The organism is Microbacterium sp. p3-SID336 (assembly GCF_025143365.1).
Lineage (GTDB): Bacteria > Actinomycetota > Actinomycetes > Actinomycetales > Microbacteriaceae > Microbacterium.
Window position 1 is genome coordinate 1 of sequence record NZ_JALXPE010000070.1, and the last position, 19,643, is coordinate 19,643.

A 19,643-nucleotide genomic window follows, 5' to 3' on the forward strand; every position below is an offset into this window, starting at 1 on the left:
CCGGCCGGCTCGGTCACTTGAGGAATTCGGGGATGTCGATGTCGTCGTCCGCGAACGCCGGCTCGATGCTCGTCGCCGGCGTGCGCTGCGGCTGCGACGGGGTGTGCTCGGCAGAGGTAGGAGCTTCCGCCGCGGGCTCGGACGCCTCCGGAAGCGCCACCTCCGGCAGTGCGGCCGCGGACGGGCGCGAGACGACCATCGGGTCAAGGCGCAGCGACGGCTCGCCGCCGTCGAACCCGGCAGCGATCACGGTCACGCGCACCTCGTCGCCGAGGGTGTCGTCGATGACGGTACCGAAGATGATGTTCGCCTCGGGGTGCGCCGCCTCCTTGACGAGGTCGGCGGCATCGTGGATCTCGAAGATGCCGAGGTTCGAGCCACCCTGGATCGAGAGCAGCACACCGTGGGCTCCTTCGATCGAAGCCTCCAGCAGCGGGGACTCGACCGCCAGCTCCGCGGCCTTGATGGCGCGGTCGGCGCCGCGTGCGGAGCCGATGCCCATGAGCGCGGAGCCCGCGCCCTGCATGACGGACTTCACGTCGGCGAAGTCCAGGTTGATGAGACCGGGGGTGGTGATGAGGTCGGTGATGCCCTGCACACCGGCGAGCAGCACCTGGTCGGCGGTGGCGAAGGCCTCGATCATCGAGATGCCGCGGTCGCTGATCTCGAGGAGACGGTCGTTCGGCACCACGATGAGGGTGTCGACCTCTTCCTTGAGCTTCGCGACGCCGGCCTCGGCCTGGCTCTGGCGGCGGCGGCCCTCGAAGGAGAAGGGCTTGGTCACGACACCGATCGTGAGCGCACCGATGGACTTGGCGATGCGTGCGACGACCGGTGCACCGCCGGTGCCCGTTCCGCCGCCCTCGCCCGCGGTGACGAAGACCATGTCGGCGCCCGTGAGCGCCTGCTCGATCTCCTCCGCGTGGTCCTCCGCCGCCCGACGACCCACCTCCGGGTCGGCTCCGGCGCCGAGGCCGCGGGTGAGCTCACGACCGACGTCGAGCTTGACGTCGGCGTCGCTCATCAGCAGCGCCTGGGCATCGGTGTTGACAGCGATGAACTCGACTCCACGGAGACCGAGCTCGATCATGCGGTTGACGGCGTTGACGCCGCCACCGCCGACGCCGACGACCTTGATCACGGCGAGGTAGTTCTGGTTCTGGCTCATGGCCGGCCTCCGATTAGTCGAGCCTGGAAAGGGGGAACCTTAAACCTCAACTAGAGGTGTAAAGTATTTCCCGGTATTGCGTTCTCTGTGATCGACGGTAAGCGCCGCCTGCCCGCGTGCACGCAACGACACGGGCGTGTCGCCCCAATTCCCCGGGAAAGCCCGTCAGCCGACGACCGCGACGTCAGGAGACGTGACGTCGATCGACGCGGCATCGGGGTTCGCGACCAGCGCCGCAGACAGGGCGAGCGCCTTCAGACCGGACTCCTCCGCGCTGCCCCACACCACCGTCAGCCCCGTGCTGAGCGTGAGGGTGACGTCGTCTGCGGTCGACGCGCGCACCTCGGTCAGCGCGGCGCGGATATCCGCCGGCAGCGCGCGCACCACGAGACCTGCGGAACGGAACGCGGTCGAATCCACGCCACCCTCGATGTCCACGACAGGCTGCCCGGGCGGCGGATCGGTCGTCGTCGACAGCGCCACACCCGCGGCATCCACGAGCGTGTACCCGGCCGAGGACTCGACCACACCGATGGGCGTGCGCTCCACGATCCGCACCGTCAGATCGTGCGGCGGCCGCGCCTCCAGCGAGTACGTCTCGATCAGCGGGAACGCGAGCAGTGCGGCCTTCACCTCGCTCGTGTCCACGAGCGCGAGCGGGGTTCCCACCTGCTCGCTCAGGGCGGCTTCGATCACGGCGGGATCGATCGAGGTGGCGCCCTCGACCGTGATCCGCTCCACGGCGAACAGCGGGCTGTAGGCGGCGGCGACGCTGCCGCCTACCAGCAGCACGATCGCGCCGATGCTGCTCAGCCACACGATCCGCCGTCGACGGGATCGCTGTGTGAAGCGCCGGATCTCGGCTCGCAGCGCCTTCCGTCTCGCCCGCGCGGCACGCCAGACATCACGTGTGGACGTCGGCTGCTGCTCCTCCGCCGAGTCGGCGCGGCCGTCGGTCGTCGCCGCGTCCTCGGGCTCCGGCGGTCGCTCGACCACGCTCGCGCGTCGCCGGACGATGCGCTCCGGCGCGGCCTCCGAGGGCTCCGGAGCTTCCGGGGTCTTCGGGAGCGGTGCGGGCCGACGCATGGACTACGCCCCGTCGGTGCGGCGCAGAGACTCCAGCACCTGGGGGATGATCTGGTACACGTTGCCGCAGCCGAGCGTCACCACGACGTCGCCCTCCCGCGCGACCGTGGCCGTGTAGTCGGCGGCCTCCTGCCAGTCCGCGACGAAATGCACGTGCGAGGGGTCCCGGAACGCCCCGCTGACGAGCTCGCCCGTCACACCGGGCACCGGGTCCTCCCGCGCGCCGTAGACGTCCAGCATGACCGTGTGGTCGGCGAACTCCTCGAGCACGTCGGCGAACTCCTGGTACATGTGCTGCGTGCGGGAGTAGGTGTGCGGCTGCTGGATCGCGATCAGGCGTCCGGTGCCCGAGATGCTGCGCATCGCCTGCAGCGCGGCCTTGACCTCTGTGGGGTGATGCGAATAGTCGTCGTAGACCGTCACCCCGCGCTCCTCGCCGTGTCGCTCGAGGCGGCGCACGGTTCCGGCGAAGCCCTCCACAGCACGCACGGCCTCGGCCAGCGGATGCCCCAGCGCGAGCAGCACAGCGACCGCACCACCGGCGTTGATCGCGTTGTGCACTCCGGGCACCGCGAGCTGCATGCGGACCTGCTCACCGCGGTGCGCGACCGTGGCGGCGACCGGGCCGGCCGCGACGATGTCCGTCAGCCGAACATCGGCGTCCTCCGCCTCCCCGAACGTGATCACGCGAGGATGCGAAAGCCCTGCCAGGACACGCAGGGCACCCGCGTCGTCACTCGAGATGACGACCGCCTCCGAAGCGGCGTCGGCGAAGCGCACGAACGCGTCGTGGAACGCCTCGTCCGAGCCGTAGTGATCGAGGTGGTCCGGGTCCACGTTCGTGATGAGCGCGACCGCGGTGTCGTACAGCAGGAACGTGCCGTCGGACTCGTCGGCCTCGATCACGAACAGGTCGCCGGCGCCGGTGGCGCTCGACGTGCCGAGCTGCTCGATCACGCCCCCGTTGACGAAGTGCGGATCCTCGCCGAGCTCGCGAAGAGCCGTCACGATCATCCCGGTCGAGGTGGTCTTCCCGTGCGCGCCCGCGACGGACACGAGGCGGCGTGAGCCGATCAGCCAGTGCAGCGCCTGCGAGCGGTGGATCACATGCAGCCCGCGCGCCTTCGCGGTGACGAACTCCGGATTCTCCGGCCAGATGGCGCCCGTGTGCACGACCGTGTCGGCATCGCCGAGGTGCGCCGCGTCGTGCCCCACGTGCACCGTGGCACCCGCGGCTGCCAGCGCACGCAGATTGTCGCTGTCGGCGCGGTCGCTGCCGGACACGCGGATCCCCGCATCGAGGAACATCTTCGCGAGGCCGCTCATGCCGGAGCCGCCGATGCCGATGAAGTGCGCGGAGGTGATCGTGTCGGGGATGGGGAGGGTGAGGTCGGGTCTGATCATGTCCGCTTCAGTCTACGTTTCGTTGGCGCCTGATCGACGGCGTCACGCCGCGGTCAGCGCCCGGTCGATCAGGGCGATCACGTTCTCGGTGCCGTTCCTCGTCCCGACCGACTCCGCGGCGGCCGCCATCCGCGCGATCCTCTCCCGGTCTCCGAGCAGCGGGACGACGATCCGCCGCACCGCATCGCCGTCGAAGGTCGCATCGTCGAGAAGCTGTGCCGCTCCCGCTGCGACCGCCGAGCCCGCGTTCAGGCGCTGCTCGCCGTTGCCCACCGAATACGGCACATACAGCGCGGGGATGCCGAGGGCGCTGATCTCGCTCACGGTGGCGGAGCCGGAGCGCGACACGATCAGGTCGGCCAGCGCGAAGGCGAGGTCCATCCGGTCGACGTAGCGCCGCATCGCATACCCGGGCGCACCGGGGTCGGGGAGGTCGCTGCGCTCGCCCGTCACGTGCAGCAGCTGCCAGCCCGCGTCGAGCACGTCCCGCCAGGAATCCGCGAGAGCGTCGTTCAGCCGCTGCGCGCCGAGGGAACCGCCGAACACGAGCAGCACGGGGCGCTCAGGGTCGAGCCCGAAGTGCTCAGCGGCCTCGGCACGTGCGGCTGCCCGGTCGAGGGCGATCACCTCGCGCCGCAGCGGCATCCCGACGACCTCGCCACCACGGAGGGGGGTGCCCTCGAAGGCCACGCCGATCCCCGCGGCCCATCGGGCGCCGAGCACGTTCGCGAGCCCGGGCTTCGCATTCGCCTCGTGCACCACGAACGGCACGCGCTCGCGCCGAGCGGCCACGTATGCGGGGGCAGAGGCGTAGCCGCCGAAACCCACGACCACGTCGATGCCGTGCTGACGGATGTGCTGCCGCACCTGGGCGATGGCACGGCGGAAGCGCCCGGGGAACGCGGTGGCCTGTCGATCGGGTCGCCGTGGGAACGGCACCTTGTCGACGATCAGCAGCTCGTAGCCGCGTTCCGGAACGAGCCGGGACTCCAGGCCCTCCGCGGTGCCGAGGACGAGGACTGTGGACTCGGGCTCCCGCTCGCGAAGGGCGTCGGCCACGGCGAGCAGCGGGTTGACATGGCCGGCGGTGCCACCGCCGGCGAGAAGGTACGAGGTCACTTCGCGACCCTACCCCGCCCGGCTGACTGCTTCTCGGAGACGGGGATCGTGCGCGCGAAGGCGAGCAGCACACCGCACGCCACCAGGACGGCGAACAGCGCAGTGCCGCCCTGGGACATGAACGGGAGCGGGACGCCCATCACCGGGAACACGCCGATCACGACGCCGATGTTGAGCACCGCCTGCCCCGTGATCCACACCGTGATGCCGCCGGCGGCCACACGGATGAAGGGGTCCGAGGTCTTGCGGATGATGTGGAACGCGCCCACCGTGAAGAACGTGAAGAGGGCCAGCACGACGATGCACCCGATCAGGCCCAGCTCCTCCCCCACGATCGCGAAGATGAAGTCGTTGCCTGCCGCGGGGAGCCAGCCGTACTTCTCCTGGGAGTTGCCGAGGCCGAGGCCGAAGATGCCGCCCGAGGCCATGCCCCAGATGCCGTGGATCGACTGGTAGCAGTCCGTGTAGTACAGCGCCATGTCGTCGCAGGTGGCGGTGATGCGGCGCATGCGGTCCTCGCTGGAGAGCGCGTACGCGAGCACGGCGACCACCCCGAGGATCATCGGGATGATGAACAGGCGCAGCTTCACGCCCGAGAAGAACAGGCAGCCGAGCAGGATCAGCACCATCACCATCGCGGTGCCGAGGTCCCTGCCCGCGAGCACGGTGCCGATGGCGAGAGCGCCGACGGGCACCACGGGGATGAACACGTGGTGCCAGGTGCCCAGCATCGCCTGCTTGCGCAGCAGCACCGCGGCGATCCACAGGGCGAGCGCGAGCTTGAGGAACTCCGAGGGCTGCATCTGGACGCCGGCGACCGAGATCCAGTTGCGGTTACCGCCGTCCGCGATGCCGAGCGGGGTGAACACGAGCAGCTGCAGCGCGACGGCGCCGAACAGGGCCGGCCACGCCATCCGCTTCAGGAACGAGACGGGGAAGCGACTGATGAGGAACATCAGCGGGATGCCGAGCAGCGCGAACACACCCTGGCGCAGCACGCCGCCCATGGGGTTCTGTTCGTTCGCGACCGCCGTGGCGCTCGTCGCCGAGAGCACCATGACGAGGCCGAAGATCGTGAGCAGCAGAGCGGTCGACGCGATCAGCAGGAACTCGGTCGACACCGGCGTGAACCGCCGGCCGAGCGAGACCCGCGCGGCGAGACCGCCCGACTCAGAGCGCGGAGGGCGAGCCACCTGCGTCATCGGCGCTCCCCCGCTCGATCCACTCACGCACCGCCTCGGCGAAGCGATGGCCACGATCCGCATAGCTGGTGAACTGGTCGAAGGACGCCGCCGCCGGTGCCAGCAACACGGTGCCACCGCCGTCGACGATCCCCGCCGCGATCTCCACGACACGGTTCATGACCTGTCCAGTGTCGCCAGCGTCGACCTCGAACACCGGCACCGCCGGCGCGTGTCGTCCGAATGCGGTCACGACGGCCGTACGGTCGACGCCGATGACCACCGCGGCGCGCGCCGTCGCTCCGGCGTCCGCGACGAGCGCGGCGATGTCGACGCCCTTGAGGTCGCCGCCGACCACCCACACCGCACCGGGGTACGCGCGCAGGGAAGACGCGGCCGCATGCGGGTTCGTCGCCTTCGAGTCGTCCACCCAGGTGATGCCGGCGTGGCGCGCGACGACCTGGATGCGATGCGCGTCGAGGTGGAAGGACTGCAGCGCGCTGTGGATCGCCTCCGGCTCCACGCCGAGCGACCGCGCGAGCGCACTGGCTGCGAGGATGTTCTGCACGATGTGCGGTGCGGCGAGACCTGCGGCCTCCAGGTCGGACACCGTGGTCAGCTCGAGCGCGCTGCGGGCCCTGTCGTCCAGGAACGCACGGTCCACCACGAGACCCTCGACCACGCCGAGGTCGCTCGGACCGGGGATGCCGAGGTCGAACCCGATCGCGCGGGCGCCCTCGACAACGTCGGCCTCCTCCACCATGCGGCGGGTGGCCTCGTCGGCCTTGTTGTACACGCAGGCGACCCGCGTGTTGCGGTAGACCAGCGCCTTCGCGTCCCGGTAGGCCTGCGCGCTGCCGTGCCACACCAGGTGGTCGTCGGCGAGGTTCAGGCACACGGCCGCGTACGGGAACAGCTCGCCCTCCGGCCGTGACAGCCCCAGGTACCAGAGCTGGTGGCTCGACAGCTCCACCACGAGCACGTCGAACCCGGCGGGGTCGCGCACCGCGTCGAGCACCGGCACGCCGATGTTGCCGCACGGCGCCGCGCGCAGTCCGCCCTCCACCAGGAGGGTCGCGGTGAGCTGCGTCGTGGTGGTCTTGCCGTTCGTGCCGGTGATCAGCACCCAGTCCGCCGGCGTTCCGTCCGCCCTGACCGTCTTGTCGCGCACGCGCCACGCGAGCTCGACGTCGCCCCAGAGCGCGATGTCGTTCTCCTGCACCCAGCGGATCACCGGGTGGGACGGCGCGAAGCCGGGAGAGGCGATCACGACCTCGGGCTCGAAGTCGTGCAGGGCCGCCGGCACCTCCGTGAGCGAGCCGAGCTCGAGCCGCGCACCGATCACGGGCAGCAGCCGCGCGTACTCCTCGTCCGCCGACTCGCTGAGCACGAGCACCTCGGCTCCGAGCTCGGTGAGCGTGTCCGCCACCGAGAACCCCGTCATCGACAGCCCGAGCACCGCCACACGCAGCCCGGACCAGTCGGCGTTCCAGCTGGTCAGCCCGGCGAGACGCTCAGCCGACACGGGTCAGCCACTCCACGTAGAACAGCCCCACGGCGGACACCGCGAGCAGACCGGCGATGATCCACATCCGCACGACGATGGTGACCTCGGACCACCCGCGCATCTCGAGGTGATGGTGGAAGGGGCTCATCAGGAACAGGCGCTTGCCGCGCGTGAGCTTGAAGTACGCCCGCTGCAGGATCACCGAGCCCGAGGAGAGCACGAAGACACCGGCGATGACGAGCAGCAGCAGTTCGGTGCGGGTGAGGATCGCCATCGCGGTCACGACGCCGCCGATCGCCATCGAGCCGACATCGCCCATGAACACCTTCGCCTTGGGGGCGTTCCACCACAGGAAGCCGATCAGGCTGGCGGCGAAGGAGGCCGAGATGATGGCCAGGTTGAACGGGTCGCGCACCTCGTAGCATCCGCCGAGCGCGCCGGGGTCGCCGCCGATGCACGGCTGCTTGAACTGCCAGAACGCGATCACGCTGTACGCGCCGACCACGATGACCCCCGCGCCGGCGGCCAGCCCGTCCAGTCCGTCGGTGAGGTTGACGCTGTTGGACGTGGCCACGCCGATCACGGAGATCCAGGCCAGGTACAGGATCCAGCCGAGGATGATGCCGAACGCGAAGAGGTCCAGCCAGGTGATGTCGCGGAACAGCGAGATCGAGGCGCTGGCGGGGGTCTGTCCCCACCGGTTCGGGAAGTTCAGCGCGACGATGCCGAAGGGGATCATCACGAGCAGCTGGCCGATCACCTTGCGCCACCCGGAGAGGCCGAGGCTGCGCTGACTGCGCACCTTCATGTAGTCGTCGATGAACCCGACGACGCCGAAGCCCACCATGAGCCAGATCACGAGGATCGCCGACAGCGCCGGTGTCTCCCCGCTCACCAGCACGCCGGTGAAGTAGCCGACGATCGAGCCGAGGATGAAGATCACGCCGCCCATGGTGGGGGTGCCGCGCTTGGCCTCATGGCTCGGGTTGTGCACGGATTCGGGTGTGCGGATGACCTGCCCCCAGCCCCACTTCCGGAAGAGCCGGAGGAAGACGGGAGTCAGGAACAGGGTGAAGGCGAGCGAGATCGCCGCCGCCATGATGAGTGACCTCACGAGAACAATTCTCCCAGACGATCGCCGAGATGCCTGAGGCCTACGGAGTTGGATGACTTGACCAGCACCCTGTCGCCGTCGCGCAGCTCGGTCCGGAGGTACTCGAACGCCGCATCCTGGTCCGGGAGATGGACCGCCTCGCTGTCCCAGGATCCCTCCCCGACGGCGGCGAGATAGAGACGCCGCGCCTCGGGCCCGACGACGACGATGCGCCGGATGTTGAGCCGCACGGCGAGCAGGCCGATACGGTCGTGCTCCTCGCCCGCGCTCTCGCCCAGTTCGCTCATCGCCCCGAGCACGGCCACGGTCCGCTCGTCCGGGCCGGTGATCTGCGCGAGGGTGCGCAGCGCCGCCGCCATGGAGTCGGGGCTCGCGTTGTACGCGTCGTTGATGATGCGGACGCGGTCGTTGCCCATCGGCTGCATGCGCCAGCGCTCGGCGATCTCCACGGTCTCGAGACGGGCGATGGCGTCCGCGGGCGCGACGCCGAGCTCGACGGCAGCCGTGATGGCGGCGAGGGCGTTGGTCACATGGTGTGCGCCGAGCACACGAAGGCGCAGCGGGAACCGCTCCCCCGCGACCTCGATCACGCAGGAGGTGCCGGATGCCGTCACCTGGATGTCGTGCGCTCGGACGTCGGCGACGCGCGACTGCCCGAAGCCGACCACGCGGAGCCCGCGGTCGTCGGCCAGCTCGCGCATCGCCCACACCCGGGCGTCGTCCGCGTTCAGGACGGCCGTGCCCGGCACGCGGGCAGCGGCGACCAGCTCCGCCTTCGCCTTGGCCGTGGCCTCGATCCCGCCGAATCCGCCGGCGTGCGCCATGCCGACCATGAGAACCACCACCAGGTCGGGTTCGACGAGCCCGGCCAGGCGAGCGATGCTCCCGGGTGCCGCGGCACCGAACTCGCTCACCAGGAATCGCGTGTCATGGGTGACGCGCAGCATGGTGACGGGTGCTCCGACCTCGTTGTTGAACGAGTTGATCGGCGCGACGGTCTCGCCCTCATCGGCGAGCATCCGCGCCAGGAAGTTCTTGGTCGTCGTCTTGCCGTTCGAGCCCGTGATGCCGACGATCCGCAGACCTCCGCCTGCGCGGACGCGCGCGACGACCTCCTGCGCCAGCTCGCCCAGCGCCGCGACGGCGTCCGGCACGACGATCTGGCTCACCGCCACATCCACCGGGTGCTCGACGATCGCGAGCACGGCGCCCGCCTCGACGGCTGCACCGACGAAGCGGTGGCCATCCGTCTCCGCTCCGGGCTTGGCCACGAAGATCGAGCCGTCGCGCATCGTGCGCGAATCCGTGTCGACCAGACCGTCGACCACGGTCTCGGGGGTGTGCTCTCCGGCCACGCGAAGATCACCGCCGACAGCAGCGGTGATCTCAGCGAGCGTCAGGGCGATCATGTCATCTCCATGCGCGGCTCTCGCCGACTATCCGAACTTGGGGAGGAGCTCGTCCATCGGGACAGAGGACGGCATCACGCGATAGGTCTTCATCACCTGCGTCATCGCCTTCTGGAAGGCGGATGCGGTGGCCGCGGACGATACAACCTTAGTCGGCTCGTCGAGGGTGACCACGACGACGTACTGCGGATCGTCCACGGGAGCGAAGCCCACCATGCTCGTGTAGTACACGCCGGCCTTGTATCCGCCGTTGCCGTCGGAGACCTGCGCGGTGCCGGTCTTGCTCGTGACGCGGTAGCCCGGCACCTGGATCCGGTCGGCGTTGCCGCCCTGCACCGCGACGTTCTCCAGCATGCGCGTGAGGTCGGCCGCGGTCTGCGGCGCGATGATCTGCTCGTGCTGCGGCTTCGGCGCGTCGACCACGGTCCCGTCGGCGCCGGTGCACGACTCCACGAGGGACAGGTCGATCTTCTCGCCGCCGTTCGCGATGGCCTGGTACGCACCGGCGAGCTGCGGTGCAGTGACGGTGAAGTACTGGCCGAAGGTGGTCGTGTACAGCGACTGGCTGTCCCAGTCGCTGACGGGGTGCAGCAGGCCGGACACCTCGGAGGGGAAGTCGAGCGTCTTCTCGCCGACCCCGAACTTCTGCAGGTAGTCGTAGCGGACCTCGGGGGCGACCATGGTGCCGAACTTGGAGAGCGCGACGTTGGACGAGTCGATCAGACCGCCCGCGAGCGTGTAGTTGTATGCGGGGTGGGTGAAGGCGTCGTTCACGACGGCGCCGTTCGGGAAGGTCTCACGGGAGGAGGCCGTCACCGTGCTCAGCGGCGTGAGCCCTGCGCCTTCCATCGCTGCTGCGGCGGTGATCGCCTTGAAGGTCGAGCCGGGCTCGAAGTCGCGGTGGAAGATCTGGCTGTAGCGGGTCTCGGGCGTGGACGAGTCCAAGTCGTTGGGGTCCATCGCGGGCCACTCCGCCGCGGCCCTGATCTTCCCCGTGGCGACCTCGACCACCGTCACGGTGCCGGCCTTGGCGCCCTGCTTCTGCGCCTCCTCGCCGATCATCTGCTGCAGGTACCACTGCAGGTCGCTGTTGATCGTGAGCTGGACGGTGCCGCCGTCGACCGCGTCGACCACCTTCTCGCTGCCGGGGATGACGACGCCGTCCTTGCCCTTGCGATAGGTCTCCTCGCCGTCGACCGGGGCGAGGCAGGACTCTTCGAGCTGTTCGACGCCCGCCTTGGCCTCTCCGGTGTTGTCGAGGAAGCCGAGCACATTGCCCGCCACGGCGCCGTTCGGGTACACGCGGGTCTCCCGCGCCTTGAGGGACAGGTAGGAGCCGAGTCCCAGGTCGCGCAGGGCGATGTACTGCTCGGTGTTCAGCCCCTTCTTCAGCGGCGCGTACTGGCTGTCGGGGTTCTCGGCGAGGGCGTTCGCGACGAGCGCGCGCACCTCGTCGCCCGTCTGTCCGGTGATCGCGGCGATCTTCTCGGAGGCCTCGGCCCACGGCAGCGCCGGGTCCTTCTCCTCGACCAGCATGATCACCTGCGGGCTGAGCTGGGCGTCGTAGACCATCACGCTCGAGGCGAGGACGGTGCCTCCCGCGTCGACGATCGAGCCGCGCTGGCCCGGGATCGTCGAGCCGGCGCCGATGTGCTCGAGCGACTGCGAGACGTGCTCGTCGGCGCTCACCACCTGGATGTCGATGAGCCGCACCACGAAGGCCACCAGGACCGAGAGGATGACCGCCAGGGCGACGACTGTGCGTCGCCGCGATCCGCGCGTGGCTCGTGTCGTCATGGGATCTCTCCGTCGATCGGGGCGGTCAGTGGGTGGTCGGGCTGGGGAGTCCGTCGGTGATGGCCGGCGGCAGGTCCTGCACGGGCGGAGTGACGCCGTCGACCGCCTCGGCGTCCTCTTGCGGGGGAGGTGCGTTCTCGGTGACGAGCACGTTGCCGACCGCGGCGGATCCGTTGGGGTCGACCGTGGAGTTCCAGTCGGCGCCCGCCCCCGTCCCGAACACGGCGCCGTCGCTGAGGCGCAGGTACGACGGCGCTCCGGCGACGACCATCCCGAGCGCTGCCGCGCTGCTGGCCAGCACCTGCGGAGAGCTCAGGCCGGTGAGCTCCTCCTGCAGCGCGTGGGTGCGGAGGTCGAGCTCGCGCTGCTGCGAGGTGAGCCCGGCGAGGGTGAAGGAGTCCTGGGTGATCGCCAGCGACAGGCCGACCTGGGCCGCCCCGATCGCGAGCGCACCTGACAGGGCGACGAGTGCGTACGCGAGCTTCGGCTTGCGGCGCGGCGCCGGGCGCGTGACCGGCTGCAGGCGGCGCTGCGGCGCACGCTCCGGAGCAGCGGGCTGGACTGGCTGGACCGGCGTGCGTACTGCGGCGTTCATGCTCATGCGCTCTCCCGCACCTTCTCAGCGGCGCGCAGACGCACCGGGATCGCACGCGGGTTGCGTGCGCGTTCTTCTTCGTCGGCGAGTTCCGCGCCCTTGGTGAGGATGCGGAATCGCGGCGCGTGCTCCGGCAGTTCGACCGGGAGGCCGGCGGGAGCGGTGGACGAGGACGCGGCGGTGAAGGCCTGCTTCACGAGCCGGTCCTCCAGGGACTGGTAGGACATCACGACGATGCGCCCGCCGACGGCCAGCGCATCCATCGCCGCGGGGATCGCGTCGGCGAGCACGTTCAGTTCGGCGTTGACCTCGATGCGCAGCGCCTGGAACACGCGCTTGGCCGGGTGCCCTGCCCGTTGCGCGGCGGCCGGGGTTGCTGCGACGAGGATGTCGACCAGCTGCCCGGACCGCGTGATGGGCTGCTGCTGCCGGGCGTCGATGATGAACCGGGCGTAGCGTGCGGAGAGCTTCTCCTCGCCGTAGCGCTCGAAGATGCGCCGCAGGTTCCCCTCGCTGTACGTCGCGATGACGTCGGCGGCGGTGATGCCCTTGGTCTGGTCCATCCGCATGTCCAGCGGAGCGTCTTTGGCGTACGCGAATCCGCGGTCGGCCTCGTCCAGCTGCAGCGACGAGACGCCCAGGTCGAAGAGGATCCCGGCGGCGCCCTGCGCGTGCAGACCGATCTCGTCGTACACGGTGTGGACCAGGGTGACCCTGTCGCGGAAACGGGCGAGCCGCTCCCCCGCGATGCGCAGGGCGTCGGTGTCGCGGTCGAGGCCGATCAGGCGGATCTCGGGGAAGCGCTCGAGCAGCGCCTCGGAGTGGCCGCCCATGCCGAGCGTGGCGTCGACGAGCACGGCTCCGTCCTGCTGGAGGGCGGGGGCGAGGAGCTCGACGCAGCGGTCGAGCAGGACGGGGGTGTGGATGTCGCGGAGGCTCATGATCTCTCTCGGGTCCGACCTTCGGCTCTGATCCCCCTCCGCTTCTCGACCCGGCACCGGGGAAGTGTGTCGGGGCGGGAGCGGCGGGGCATCACAGCCGTGGTCAGAACAGGCCCGGAATCACCTCCTGCTCCAGGTCGGCGTAGGACTCCTCGCCGGCGGCGAGGTAGGCGTTCCAGCTCTCCGCATCCCAGATCTCGGCGTGGGCGCCGACTCCGGTCACGATGAGCTCCTTCTGAAGGCCTGCGTACTGCCGCAGGTGGGCGGGGATGGTGATGCGGTTCTGGCTGTCGGGCATCTCCGCACTGGCACCGGAGAGGAACATGCGCATGAAGTCACGCGCCTGCTTGTTCGCGAGCGGGGCCTGACGGATCCGCTCGTGCATCGCCTCGAACTCGGCCGTGCTGAAGACGTAGAGGCAGCGCTCCTGACCGCGGGTGACGACGATGCCGCCGCCCAAGTCCTCGCGGAACTTCGCGGGGAGGATGACCCGCCCTTTGTCGTCCAGCTTCGGTGAGTGCGTGCCCAGCAGCATCGGCCTTCACCCCCTCTCCGTCCGGCCAACTCGAGGTGCGCCCCACTTTACTCCACTTTCCTCCACTTTCCTACGACAAATCCACGATAGCGCCGCGACGGCGCGACTCCAGCCGCCCGAGTTCCGCGGAATGGCGCGGTGGAGCGAAGTGGAGCGCCAGTGGAGGGCGAGTGGAGGGGCGGGGAGCGATCTGCCCTTAACGCGAAGAAGCCCGGATGCTGAGCATCCGGGCTTCGAGTAGAAGGAGGGGTGAGGTCATCGACCGTCTTGACGGCGGTCCCATCTGTCGTTCATCCGATCCATGAAGGATGAGGAGTCCTGGCGCTTCGCCGCGGAGCGCTGTCGCGGCTCCACCGGCCCCGTTCGTCGCACGGGCGTCACGGCGAGCATGACTCCGCCGAGCATGGCCGCGAATCCGATGACGCCGACCACGATGCCCCAGATGTCGCCGAGGATGACCCCGACGACCAGTCCGCCGACTCCGGCGAGCAGGAGCAGAGCACCATAGACGAGGTTGCGATAGCTGAGCGTTCGGTCGCCGGACGGCGCGCTCACCACGTCGGCGTCATTGTGCAGGAGATGGCGTTCCATCTCGTCGAGCAGACGTTGCTCCTGTTCGGAGAGTGGCATCTCGTCCCCCTCGGGTATGGTGCCCTCCAGTCTACGCGCGAGAGGCGCTCGGGGCCAGCGGTTCGCCCCCTCCTTCCTTTACGTATGCTGGGAGTCGTGCCGTCCCCCTCGCCCGTCCCCGACGCCGTCGCCGCTCGCCTGGACGGGTTCCTCGCACGGATGCGCGCGGAGTCCGCGGACTACGGCCCCGATGGTGCCGCATTCCTCCACGCGGCCGCCGACACGCTCGTCGGCGGAAAGCGACTGCGTGCCCGTTTCTGCCATGCCGGCTGGCGCGCCGTGGCGCGGTTCCGAGATCGCACCGCCGAAGAGAGCGCCGCACTCTGGGACCTCTGCGCGGCACTCGAGATCTTCCAGTCGGCAGCGCTCGTGCACGACGACCTCATCGACAACTCCGACACCCGCCGTGGGCGCCCGGCCGCGCACCGAGCCCTCGAGCACGCGCATCGATCCTCGGGATGGCGCGGCGACGCCCAGGGGTTCGGCCGCGCGGCGGCCATCCTCCTCGGCGACCTGCTGGTCGCCTGGAGCGACGATCTGCTGGAAAGCTCCATCGGGGCCCATCCGCACGCGCGCGTCGTGCGGTCGGAGTACGCGCGCATGAGGAGGGACGTGACGACCGGTCAGTACCTCGACATCGCGGAGGAGTCGGCGTGGAGCGCCAACCCGGACCGCGAGCACGCCCAGCGCGCACTGCGGGTGGCCTCCCTCAAATCGGCCAGGTACAGCATCGAGCAGCCACTCATCCTCGGTGCGGCCTTCGCCGGGGGCGACGAGGACCAGGTGGACGCGCTGCGCCGCTTCGGACACCCTCTCGGGATGGCGTTCCAGCTGCGCGACGACGTGCTCGGAGTGTTCGGCGACGCGTCGATCACGGGCAAGCCCGCCGGGGACGACCTTCGCGAAGGCAAGCGCACCGTGCTCGTCGCGCTCACCCGCGAGGCGCTGGACGCCTCGGCGAGGAATGTGCTCGACGAGATGCTCGGTGATCCCGACCTCACCTCGCAGCAGGTGTCGTCGCTGCAGGCGACCATCACCGACTCGGGCGCTCTGGCCCGAGTGGAGGACATGATCGCGGCATACGCGCACGACGCCGACCGCGCCCTCTCCGGCGCGCGCCTCGACAACGCGGCCGTGGGTGAGCTGCGAGACCTCGCCCGTGCGGCGACGGTCCGCTCGGCCTGACGGGCGCACCCCGGCGCGCGCTCGGCTTGACAGGCACCCCCGACATCCGCTCGGTTTGACGGGCGCCCCGACGTCCGCGCGGCCTGTCGGCGCACGGCAGCGCCGCTGGAGATCGTGCGATGGGCGACCTGGCTGAACGCCGGAGACGACGCGCGCGTAGTCAGGCGAGGGTGCGAGCGAGGCGGCGGACCTCGCTCTTGTGCCCGGCGAGGAGCGAGGCGATCGGAGAACGGCCCAGCGTCTCCTCCTCGGCGAGGAGCCAATCGATCAGCTCGTCGTCGCTGAATCCGGCGTCCTGGAGCACGATGATCGTGCCGCGCAGCGAGCTGAGCGGGTGTCCGTCGACGATGAACACCGAGGGGACCGCGAACACGCCGCTGCGCCGCGAACCCACCAGATGATGGTCGTCGATGAGCCGGCGAACGCGCCCCAGCGGCTCGCCGAGGACCTCGACGAGATCAGGCAGCGTCAGCCACTCGACGGATGCGGCGGCGGGGGTTCCAGCAACGTTCTCAGACACGTTGCCACTATCTCACCTCTGTCGTCGACGCGCATTTCGGCACACCCGTCCCACTGTTCACATGGGTCACTTCTGTTGACTTCTCTATACATCCGTGTCAGCGTGAAGTGCTCGAAAAGGGGGCCCGTCGTGATCTTCACCACCGCCACTCGCCGCACGCGGCACCTGCAGCTCGGGGTGCCTGCCGCAGTCGCGGGAGCCCTCGCCGCCACCCTCACCGCGGCACCGGCCGTCGCCGCACCCGCCAGCCCGCACGCACCGCACGAGCGGCAGCGTTCGGCACCCCTCCGGGTCGTCCCGGCGCAGGTCATACCGCCCAGCTACGTGGTCAAGCCGGGCGACACCGTCTCCGCGATCGCCGCGCGGTTCGGGTTGCGCACCGTCGACGTCCTGACCTGGAACGGCCTCACCTGGCGCTCTGTGATCTATCCGGGCCAGACCCTCACGCTGCAGGCCGCATCCGCGCCCGCTCCGCCCGTCGCGGCCCCTGCGCCGGTCGTGGCCCCTGCGCCCGTCGCCGCGAGCGTGCACGCGGTAGTCGCCGGGGACACCGTGTATGCGATCGCCCAGAAGTACGGCACCACGGTCGACGCCGTGCTCGCCGCCAACGGCCTCACGCGCGCGTCCATCATCTATCCGGGTCAGAGCCTCGCGATCTCCTCCGCCCCCGCACCCGCCGCGGCACCGGCGCCCGCCCCCGCTCCCGTGCCGGCACCAGCGCCAGCGCCAGCGGCCACGCACACGGTCGGCGCGGGAGACACGCTGTTCTCGATCGCGCAGCGGTACGGCACCACCACGCAGTCCCTCTTCGCGCTGAACGGCCTCGGCCCCTCGTCGATCATCTACCCCGGGCAGCTGATCGCCGTTCAGGGCGCCCCGGTCGCCGCCGCCGCCGCACCCGCACCGGCACCTGTCGCGCAGCGAGGTACCGCGCTGACGGCAGAGCAGGCGGCCAATGCCGCGCTCATCGTCCGCATCGGCAGGGAGCTGGGAGTGTCGGACCGGGCCATCGCCACCGCGCTGGCCACCGCGATGGTCGAGTCGGGGCTCCGCAACCTGGGCTGGGGAGACCGCGACTCCCTGGGCCTGTTCCAGCAGCGCCCGAGCACCGGCTGGGGCACCCCCGAGCAGATCATGGACGCGGACCGCAGCACGCGCGTGTTCTTCGGCGGCCCGAGCGACCCCAACGGCGCCGTCACGCGCGGACTCCTCGATATCCCCGGCTGGGAGAGCCTCTCGTTCACCGCCGCGGCGCAGGCGGTGCAGATCTCCGCCTATCCCGATCGATACGGCCAGTGGGAGTCGCAGGCGTATGCCTGGCTCGCGCTGTACAGCTGACCGATCCCAAAACCCGCAGGGCTCAGGGGTGAGGCGCTCCCCGGGCTTTCAGCCAATTCTCCATAGAATTCTGACGTGACGACCAATCAGCAGGCCGACCCCCTCATCGGGCGGCTTGTCGACGGTCGGTACCGCGTGCGAGCCCGGATCGCCCGCGGCGGCATGGCCACCGTGTACGTCGCGACCGATCTGCGCCTGGAGCGCCGCATCGCGCTCAAGGTCATGCACGCGCACCTCAGCGACGACTCCGCGTTCCAGAGCCGCTTCATCCAGGAGGCTCGCGCGGCGGCACGTCTCGCCGACCCGCACGTCGTCAACGTCTTCGATCAGGGGCAGGACGGCGAGCTCGCCTACCTGGTCATGGAGTACCTGCCCGGCATCACGCTCCGCGAGCTGCTTCGCGAGCAGAAACGCCTGACGGTCGCGCAGACCATCACCATCATGGACGCGGTCCTCGCGGGGCTCTCGGCCGCGCACCGAGCGGGCATCGTGCACCGCGACGTCAAGCCGGAGAATGTGCTGCTCGCCGAGGACGGGCGCATCAAGATCGGCGACTTCGGACTCGCGCGCGCCACCACCGCGAACACCGCGACCGGCCAGCAGCTGCTGGGCACGATCGCCTACCTGGCTCCGGAGCTCGTGACGCGCGGCACTGCCGACGCGCGCAGCGACATCTATGCGCTGGGCATCATGCTCTACGAGATGCTCGTCGGCGAGCAGCCGTACAAGGGCGAGCAGCCGATGCAGATCGCGTTCCAGCACGCCACCGAGTCGGTCCCGCGACCGAGCGTGCGCAACCCCGCGGTCCCGGAGCAGCTGGACGAACTCGTGCTGTGGGCGACCGAGAAGTCTCCCGATGAGCGACCGGACGATGCGCAGCAGATGCTCGAACGGCTGCGCGACATCGAACGAGAACTCGGCATCACGCCCGCCGTGACGCGCGCGACCGTGCCCCCGCAGAGTGCGGCGGACTCCGGCGACCTCACCAAGGTGATGCCGGGCACGATGGTCATCGCCGACCCGACCGCGCCCGTGGCGCCGGCGATCGACAACGCGACGATCCTCCGACGGCGCGCCTCCAAGCGCCGAGCGCGCGGGACGTTCCTCCTCGCCCTCGTGCTGCTGCTCGCGGTGCTCGCGGGCGGAGTGGGGTGGTGGTTCGGATCCGGTCCCGGGTCGCTCATCGCGGTACCCGGAGTCGCCGGGCAGACCTACGAGCAGGCGGCCGCCGAGTTGACGGAGGCCGGCTTCGTTCCGAGTCAGCAGGACGAGTTCTCCGTGGACATCGAGAAGGGCACCGTCATCGAGACGGACCCCGGCGAGGGGGCACGCCTGGACAAGGGCGCCGCCGTCGCCGTCATCGTCTCCGCCGGGCCCGCGTCCCACGAGATCGATCCTGTCGCCGGCGTGCCGGTCGAGGACGTCCGCGCCGCTCTGGAGGCGGCGAACCTGGAGATCACGGACGACGAGGAATACTTCACCGACGTCGCCGACGGCGCCGCGATCAACGTGCGCATCACCCCGCGCGCGGGTGGAGACGCGTACGGCTGCGATGAGGGCTGCACCGTCCTCGAGAAGGACACCGCGACCATCCAGGTGTCGCGCGGGCCGGTCCCCGACGTGAGCGACATGACGGTGAAGCAGGCGACCGACGCTCTCACGAGCAAGGGCCTCAAGGTCAACCCCGAGAACATCTACCAGCCGAGCGACAGCATCGCGAAGGATCGCGTGATCGGCTACGCCGACCGTGCTGAGGAAGGCTCCTGGCGCCCGGGCGACACGATCCAGCTGATCGTCTCGCAGGGTCCTCCCCTGTTCGACGTGCCGAAGGTCACCGGACTGACGAGGGACGAGGCGACCCGCGCCCTGAACGAGGCGGGCTTCAAGTGGACCTACACCTCCGGAACGGGTCTGCCCGACTCCGTGTGGGATCTGCTCGCGAACCAGAACACGCGCGTCGAGTCGTACAGCCCGAGCGACCCGCAGCGCAAGGGCGCCACCATCACGCTCACGATGGGCTTCGCAGGCTGAGCCGCCCGCACACCCCGAACGGGGGGGGGGGGCGGGGCGGGGGGTGCGGGGGCGGGCGGGCGCGCCGGGGGGGCCGGTGGGGC

At 70.1% G+C, this 19,643-nt stretch carries 17 protein-coding genes; 3 read left to right on the forward strand and 14 right to left on the reverse strand.

Annotation, left to right across the window (positions count from 1 at the left end; genetic code table 11):
- Positions 1-13 precede the first annotated feature (13 nt).
- The 13 genes from ftsZ to M3C17_RS16620 all read right to left on the reverse strand — a co-directional run bounded on the left by ftsZ (position 14) and on the right by M3C17_RS16620 (position 14,486).
- Entirely contained in the window at positions 14-1,168 is a 1,155-nt protein-coding gene (ftsZ, locus tag M3C17_RS16560; protein WP_259979055.1) for a cell division protein FtsZ, read from the reverse strand.
- A 165-nt stretch (positions 1,169-1,333) separates the two neighbouring features.
- Complete coding sequence (locus tag M3C17_RS16565; protein WP_259979056.1) at positions 1,334-2,254, reverse strand: FtsQ-type POTRA domain-containing protein; 921 nt, start codon at positions 2,252-2,254, stop codon at positions 1,334-1,336.
- A 3-nt stretch (positions 2,255-2,257) separates the two neighbouring features.
- Positions 2,258-3,658, reverse strand: a complete 1,401-nt coding sequence (gene murC, locus M3C17_RS16570) for a UDP-N-acetylmuramate--L-alanine ligase (protein ID WP_259979057.1) — start codon at positions 3,656-3,658, stop codon at positions 2,258-2,260.
- A 42-nt stretch (positions 3,659-3,700) separates the two neighbouring features.
- Entirely contained in the window at positions 3,701-4,777 is a 1,077-nt protein-coding gene (locus tag M3C17_RS16575) for a glycosyltransferase (RefSeq protein WP_259979058.1), read from the reverse strand.
- On the reverse strand, positions 4,774-5,979 hold the full coding sequence (gene ftsW / locus M3C17_RS16580; RefSeq protein ID WP_259979059.1) for a putative lipid II flippase FtsW: 1,206 nt from the start codon (positions 5,977-5,979) through the stop codon (positions 4,774-4,776). The genes M3C17_RS16575 and ftsW overlap by 4 nt, the downstream gene beginning before the upstream one ends.
- Positions 5,948-7,483, reverse strand: a complete 1,536-nt coding sequence (murD, locus tag M3C17_RS16585) for a UDP-N-acetylmuramoyl-L-alanine--D-glutamate ligase (protein ID WP_259979060.1) — start codon at positions 7,481-7,483, stop codon at positions 5,948-5,950. Before murD ends, ftsW begins: the two co-directional genes overlap by 32 nt.
- Positions 7,473-8,579, reverse strand: a complete 1,107-nt coding sequence (mraY, locus tag M3C17_RS16590) for a phospho-N-acetylmuramoyl-pentapeptide-transferase (protein WP_259979061.1) — start codon at positions 8,577-8,579, stop codon at positions 7,473-7,475. Before mraY ends, murD begins: the two co-directional genes overlap by 11 nt.
- Positions 8,576-9,988 carry a UDP-N-acetylmuramoyl-tripeptide--D-alanyl-D-alanine ligase gene (gene murF, locus M3C17_RS16595; RefSeq protein ID WP_259979063.1) on the reverse strand — a complete coding sequence of 471 codons (1,413 nt, stop codon included), beginning with the start codon at positions 9,986-9,988 and terminating at the stop codon, positions 8,576-8,578. Before murF ends, mraY begins: the two co-directional genes overlap by 4 nt.
- 27 nt (positions 9,989-10,015) lie before the next feature.
- On the reverse strand, positions 10,016-11,785 hold the full coding sequence (locus M3C17_RS16600) for a penicillin-binding protein 2 (protein WP_259979064.1): 1,770 nt from the start codon (positions 11,783-11,785) through the stop codon (positions 10,016-10,018).
- A 25-nt stretch (positions 11,786-11,810) separates the two neighbouring features.
- Positions 11,811-12,386 (reverse strand): hypothetical protein, encoded by a 576-nt coding sequence (locus M3C17_RS16605; RefSeq protein ID WP_259979065.1) that lies wholly within the window; start codon positions 12,384-12,386, stop codon positions 11,811-11,813.
- On the reverse strand, positions 12,383-13,321 hold the full coding sequence (gene rsmH, locus M3C17_RS16610) for a 16S rRNA (cytosine(1402)-N(4))-methyltransferase RsmH (RefSeq protein WP_259979066.1): 939 nt from the start codon (positions 13,319-13,321) through the stop codon (positions 12,383-12,385). Before rsmH ends, M3C17_RS16605 begins: the two co-directional genes overlap by 4 nt.
- A gap of 103 nt (positions 13,322-13,424) precedes the next feature.
- Positions 13,425-13,856, reverse strand: a complete 432-nt coding sequence (gene mraZ / locus M3C17_RS16615; RefSeq protein ID WP_259979067.1) for a division/cell wall cluster transcriptional repressor MraZ — start codon at positions 13,854-13,856, stop codon at positions 13,425-13,427.
- Between the two features lie 255 nt (positions 13,857-14,111).
- Positions 14,112-14,486 (reverse strand): DUF3040 domain-containing protein, encoded by a 375-nt coding sequence (locus tag M3C17_RS16620; RefSeq protein WP_259979068.1) that lies wholly within the window; start codon positions 14,484-14,486, stop codon positions 14,112-14,114.
- Positions 14,487-14,582: 96 nt separating this feature from the next.
- Here M3C17_RS16620 and M3C17_RS16625 point away from each other — a divergent pair, with 96 nt between their 5' ends.
- The gene (locus tag M3C17_RS16625) at positions 14,583-15,671 is read left to right on the forward strand and encodes a polyprenyl synthetase family protein (protein WP_396820417.1); all 1,089 of its coding nucleotides are present in this window, start codon (positions 14,583-14,585) and stop codon (positions 15,669-15,671) included.
- Between the two features lie 160 nt (positions 15,672-15,831).
- Here M3C17_RS16625 and M3C17_RS16630 read toward each other — a convergent pair whose 3' ends face one another.
- Positions 15,832-16,191, reverse strand: coding sequence for an Rv2175c family DNA-binding protein (locus M3C17_RS16630; RefSeq protein WP_259979071.1), 360 nt, complete (start codon positions 16,189-16,191; stop codon positions 15,832-15,834).
- Between the two features lie 129 nt (positions 16,192-16,320).
- On the opposite strand from M3C17_RS16630, the gene M3C17_RS16635 reads away from it, so the two are divergent.
- The gene (locus M3C17_RS16635) at positions 16,321-17,529 is read left to right on the forward strand and encodes a LysM peptidoglycan-binding domain-containing protein (protein ID WP_259979072.1); all 1,209 of its coding nucleotides are present in this window, start codon (positions 16,321-16,323) and stop codon (positions 17,527-17,529) included.
- A gap of 75 nt (positions 17,530-17,604) precedes the next feature.
- Entirely contained in the window at positions 17,605-19,560 is a 1,956-nt protein-coding gene (pknB, locus tag M3C17_RS16640) for a Stk1 family PASTA domain-containing Ser/Thr kinase (protein WP_259979074.1), read from the forward strand.
- The last annotated feature ends 83 nt before the right edge of the window (positions 19,561-19,643 follow it).

Excerpts from the sequence above, each read along its gene's own strand:
- ftsZ (WP_259979055.1), bottom strand. The coding sequence starts at position 1,168 with ATGAGCCAGAACCAGAACTACCTCGCCGTGATCAAGGTCGTCGGCGTC.
- M3C17_RS16565 (WP_259979056.1), bottom strand. The coding sequence starts at position 2,254 with ATGCGTCGGCCCGCACCGCTCCCGAAGACCCCGGAAGCTCCGGAGCCC.
- murC (WP_259979057.1), bottom strand. The coding sequence starts at position 3,658 with ATGATCAGACCCGACCTCACCCTCCCCATCCCCGACACGATCACCTCC.
- ftsW (WP_259979059.1), bottom strand. The coding sequence starts at position 5,979 with ATGACGCAGGTGGCTCGCCCTCCGCGCTCTGAGTCGGGCGGTCTCGCC.
- murF (WP_259979063.1), bottom strand. The coding sequence starts at position 9,988 with ATGATCGCCCTGACGCTCGCTGAGATCACCGCTGCTGTCGGCGGTGAT.
- M3C17_RS16600 (WP_259979064.1), bottom strand. The coding sequence starts at position 11,785 with ATGACGACACGAGCCACGCGCGGATCGCGGCGACGCACAGTCGTCGCC.
- M3C17_RS16605 (WP_259979065.1), bottom strand. The coding sequence starts at position 12,386 with ATGAGCATGAACGCCGCAGTACGCACGCCGGTCCAGCCAGTCCAGCCC.
- rsmH (WP_259979066.1), bottom strand. The coding sequence starts at position 13,321 with ATGAGCCTCCGCGACATCCACACCCCCGTCCTGCTCGACCGCTGCGTC.
- mraZ (WP_259979067.1), bottom strand. The coding sequence starts at position 13,856 with ATGCTGCTGGGCACGCACTCACCGAAGCTGGACGACAAAGGGCGGGTC.
- M3C17_RS16620 (WP_259979068.1), bottom strand. The coding sequence starts at position 14,486 with ATGCCACTCTCCGAACAGGAGCAACGTCTGCTCGACGAGATGGAACGC.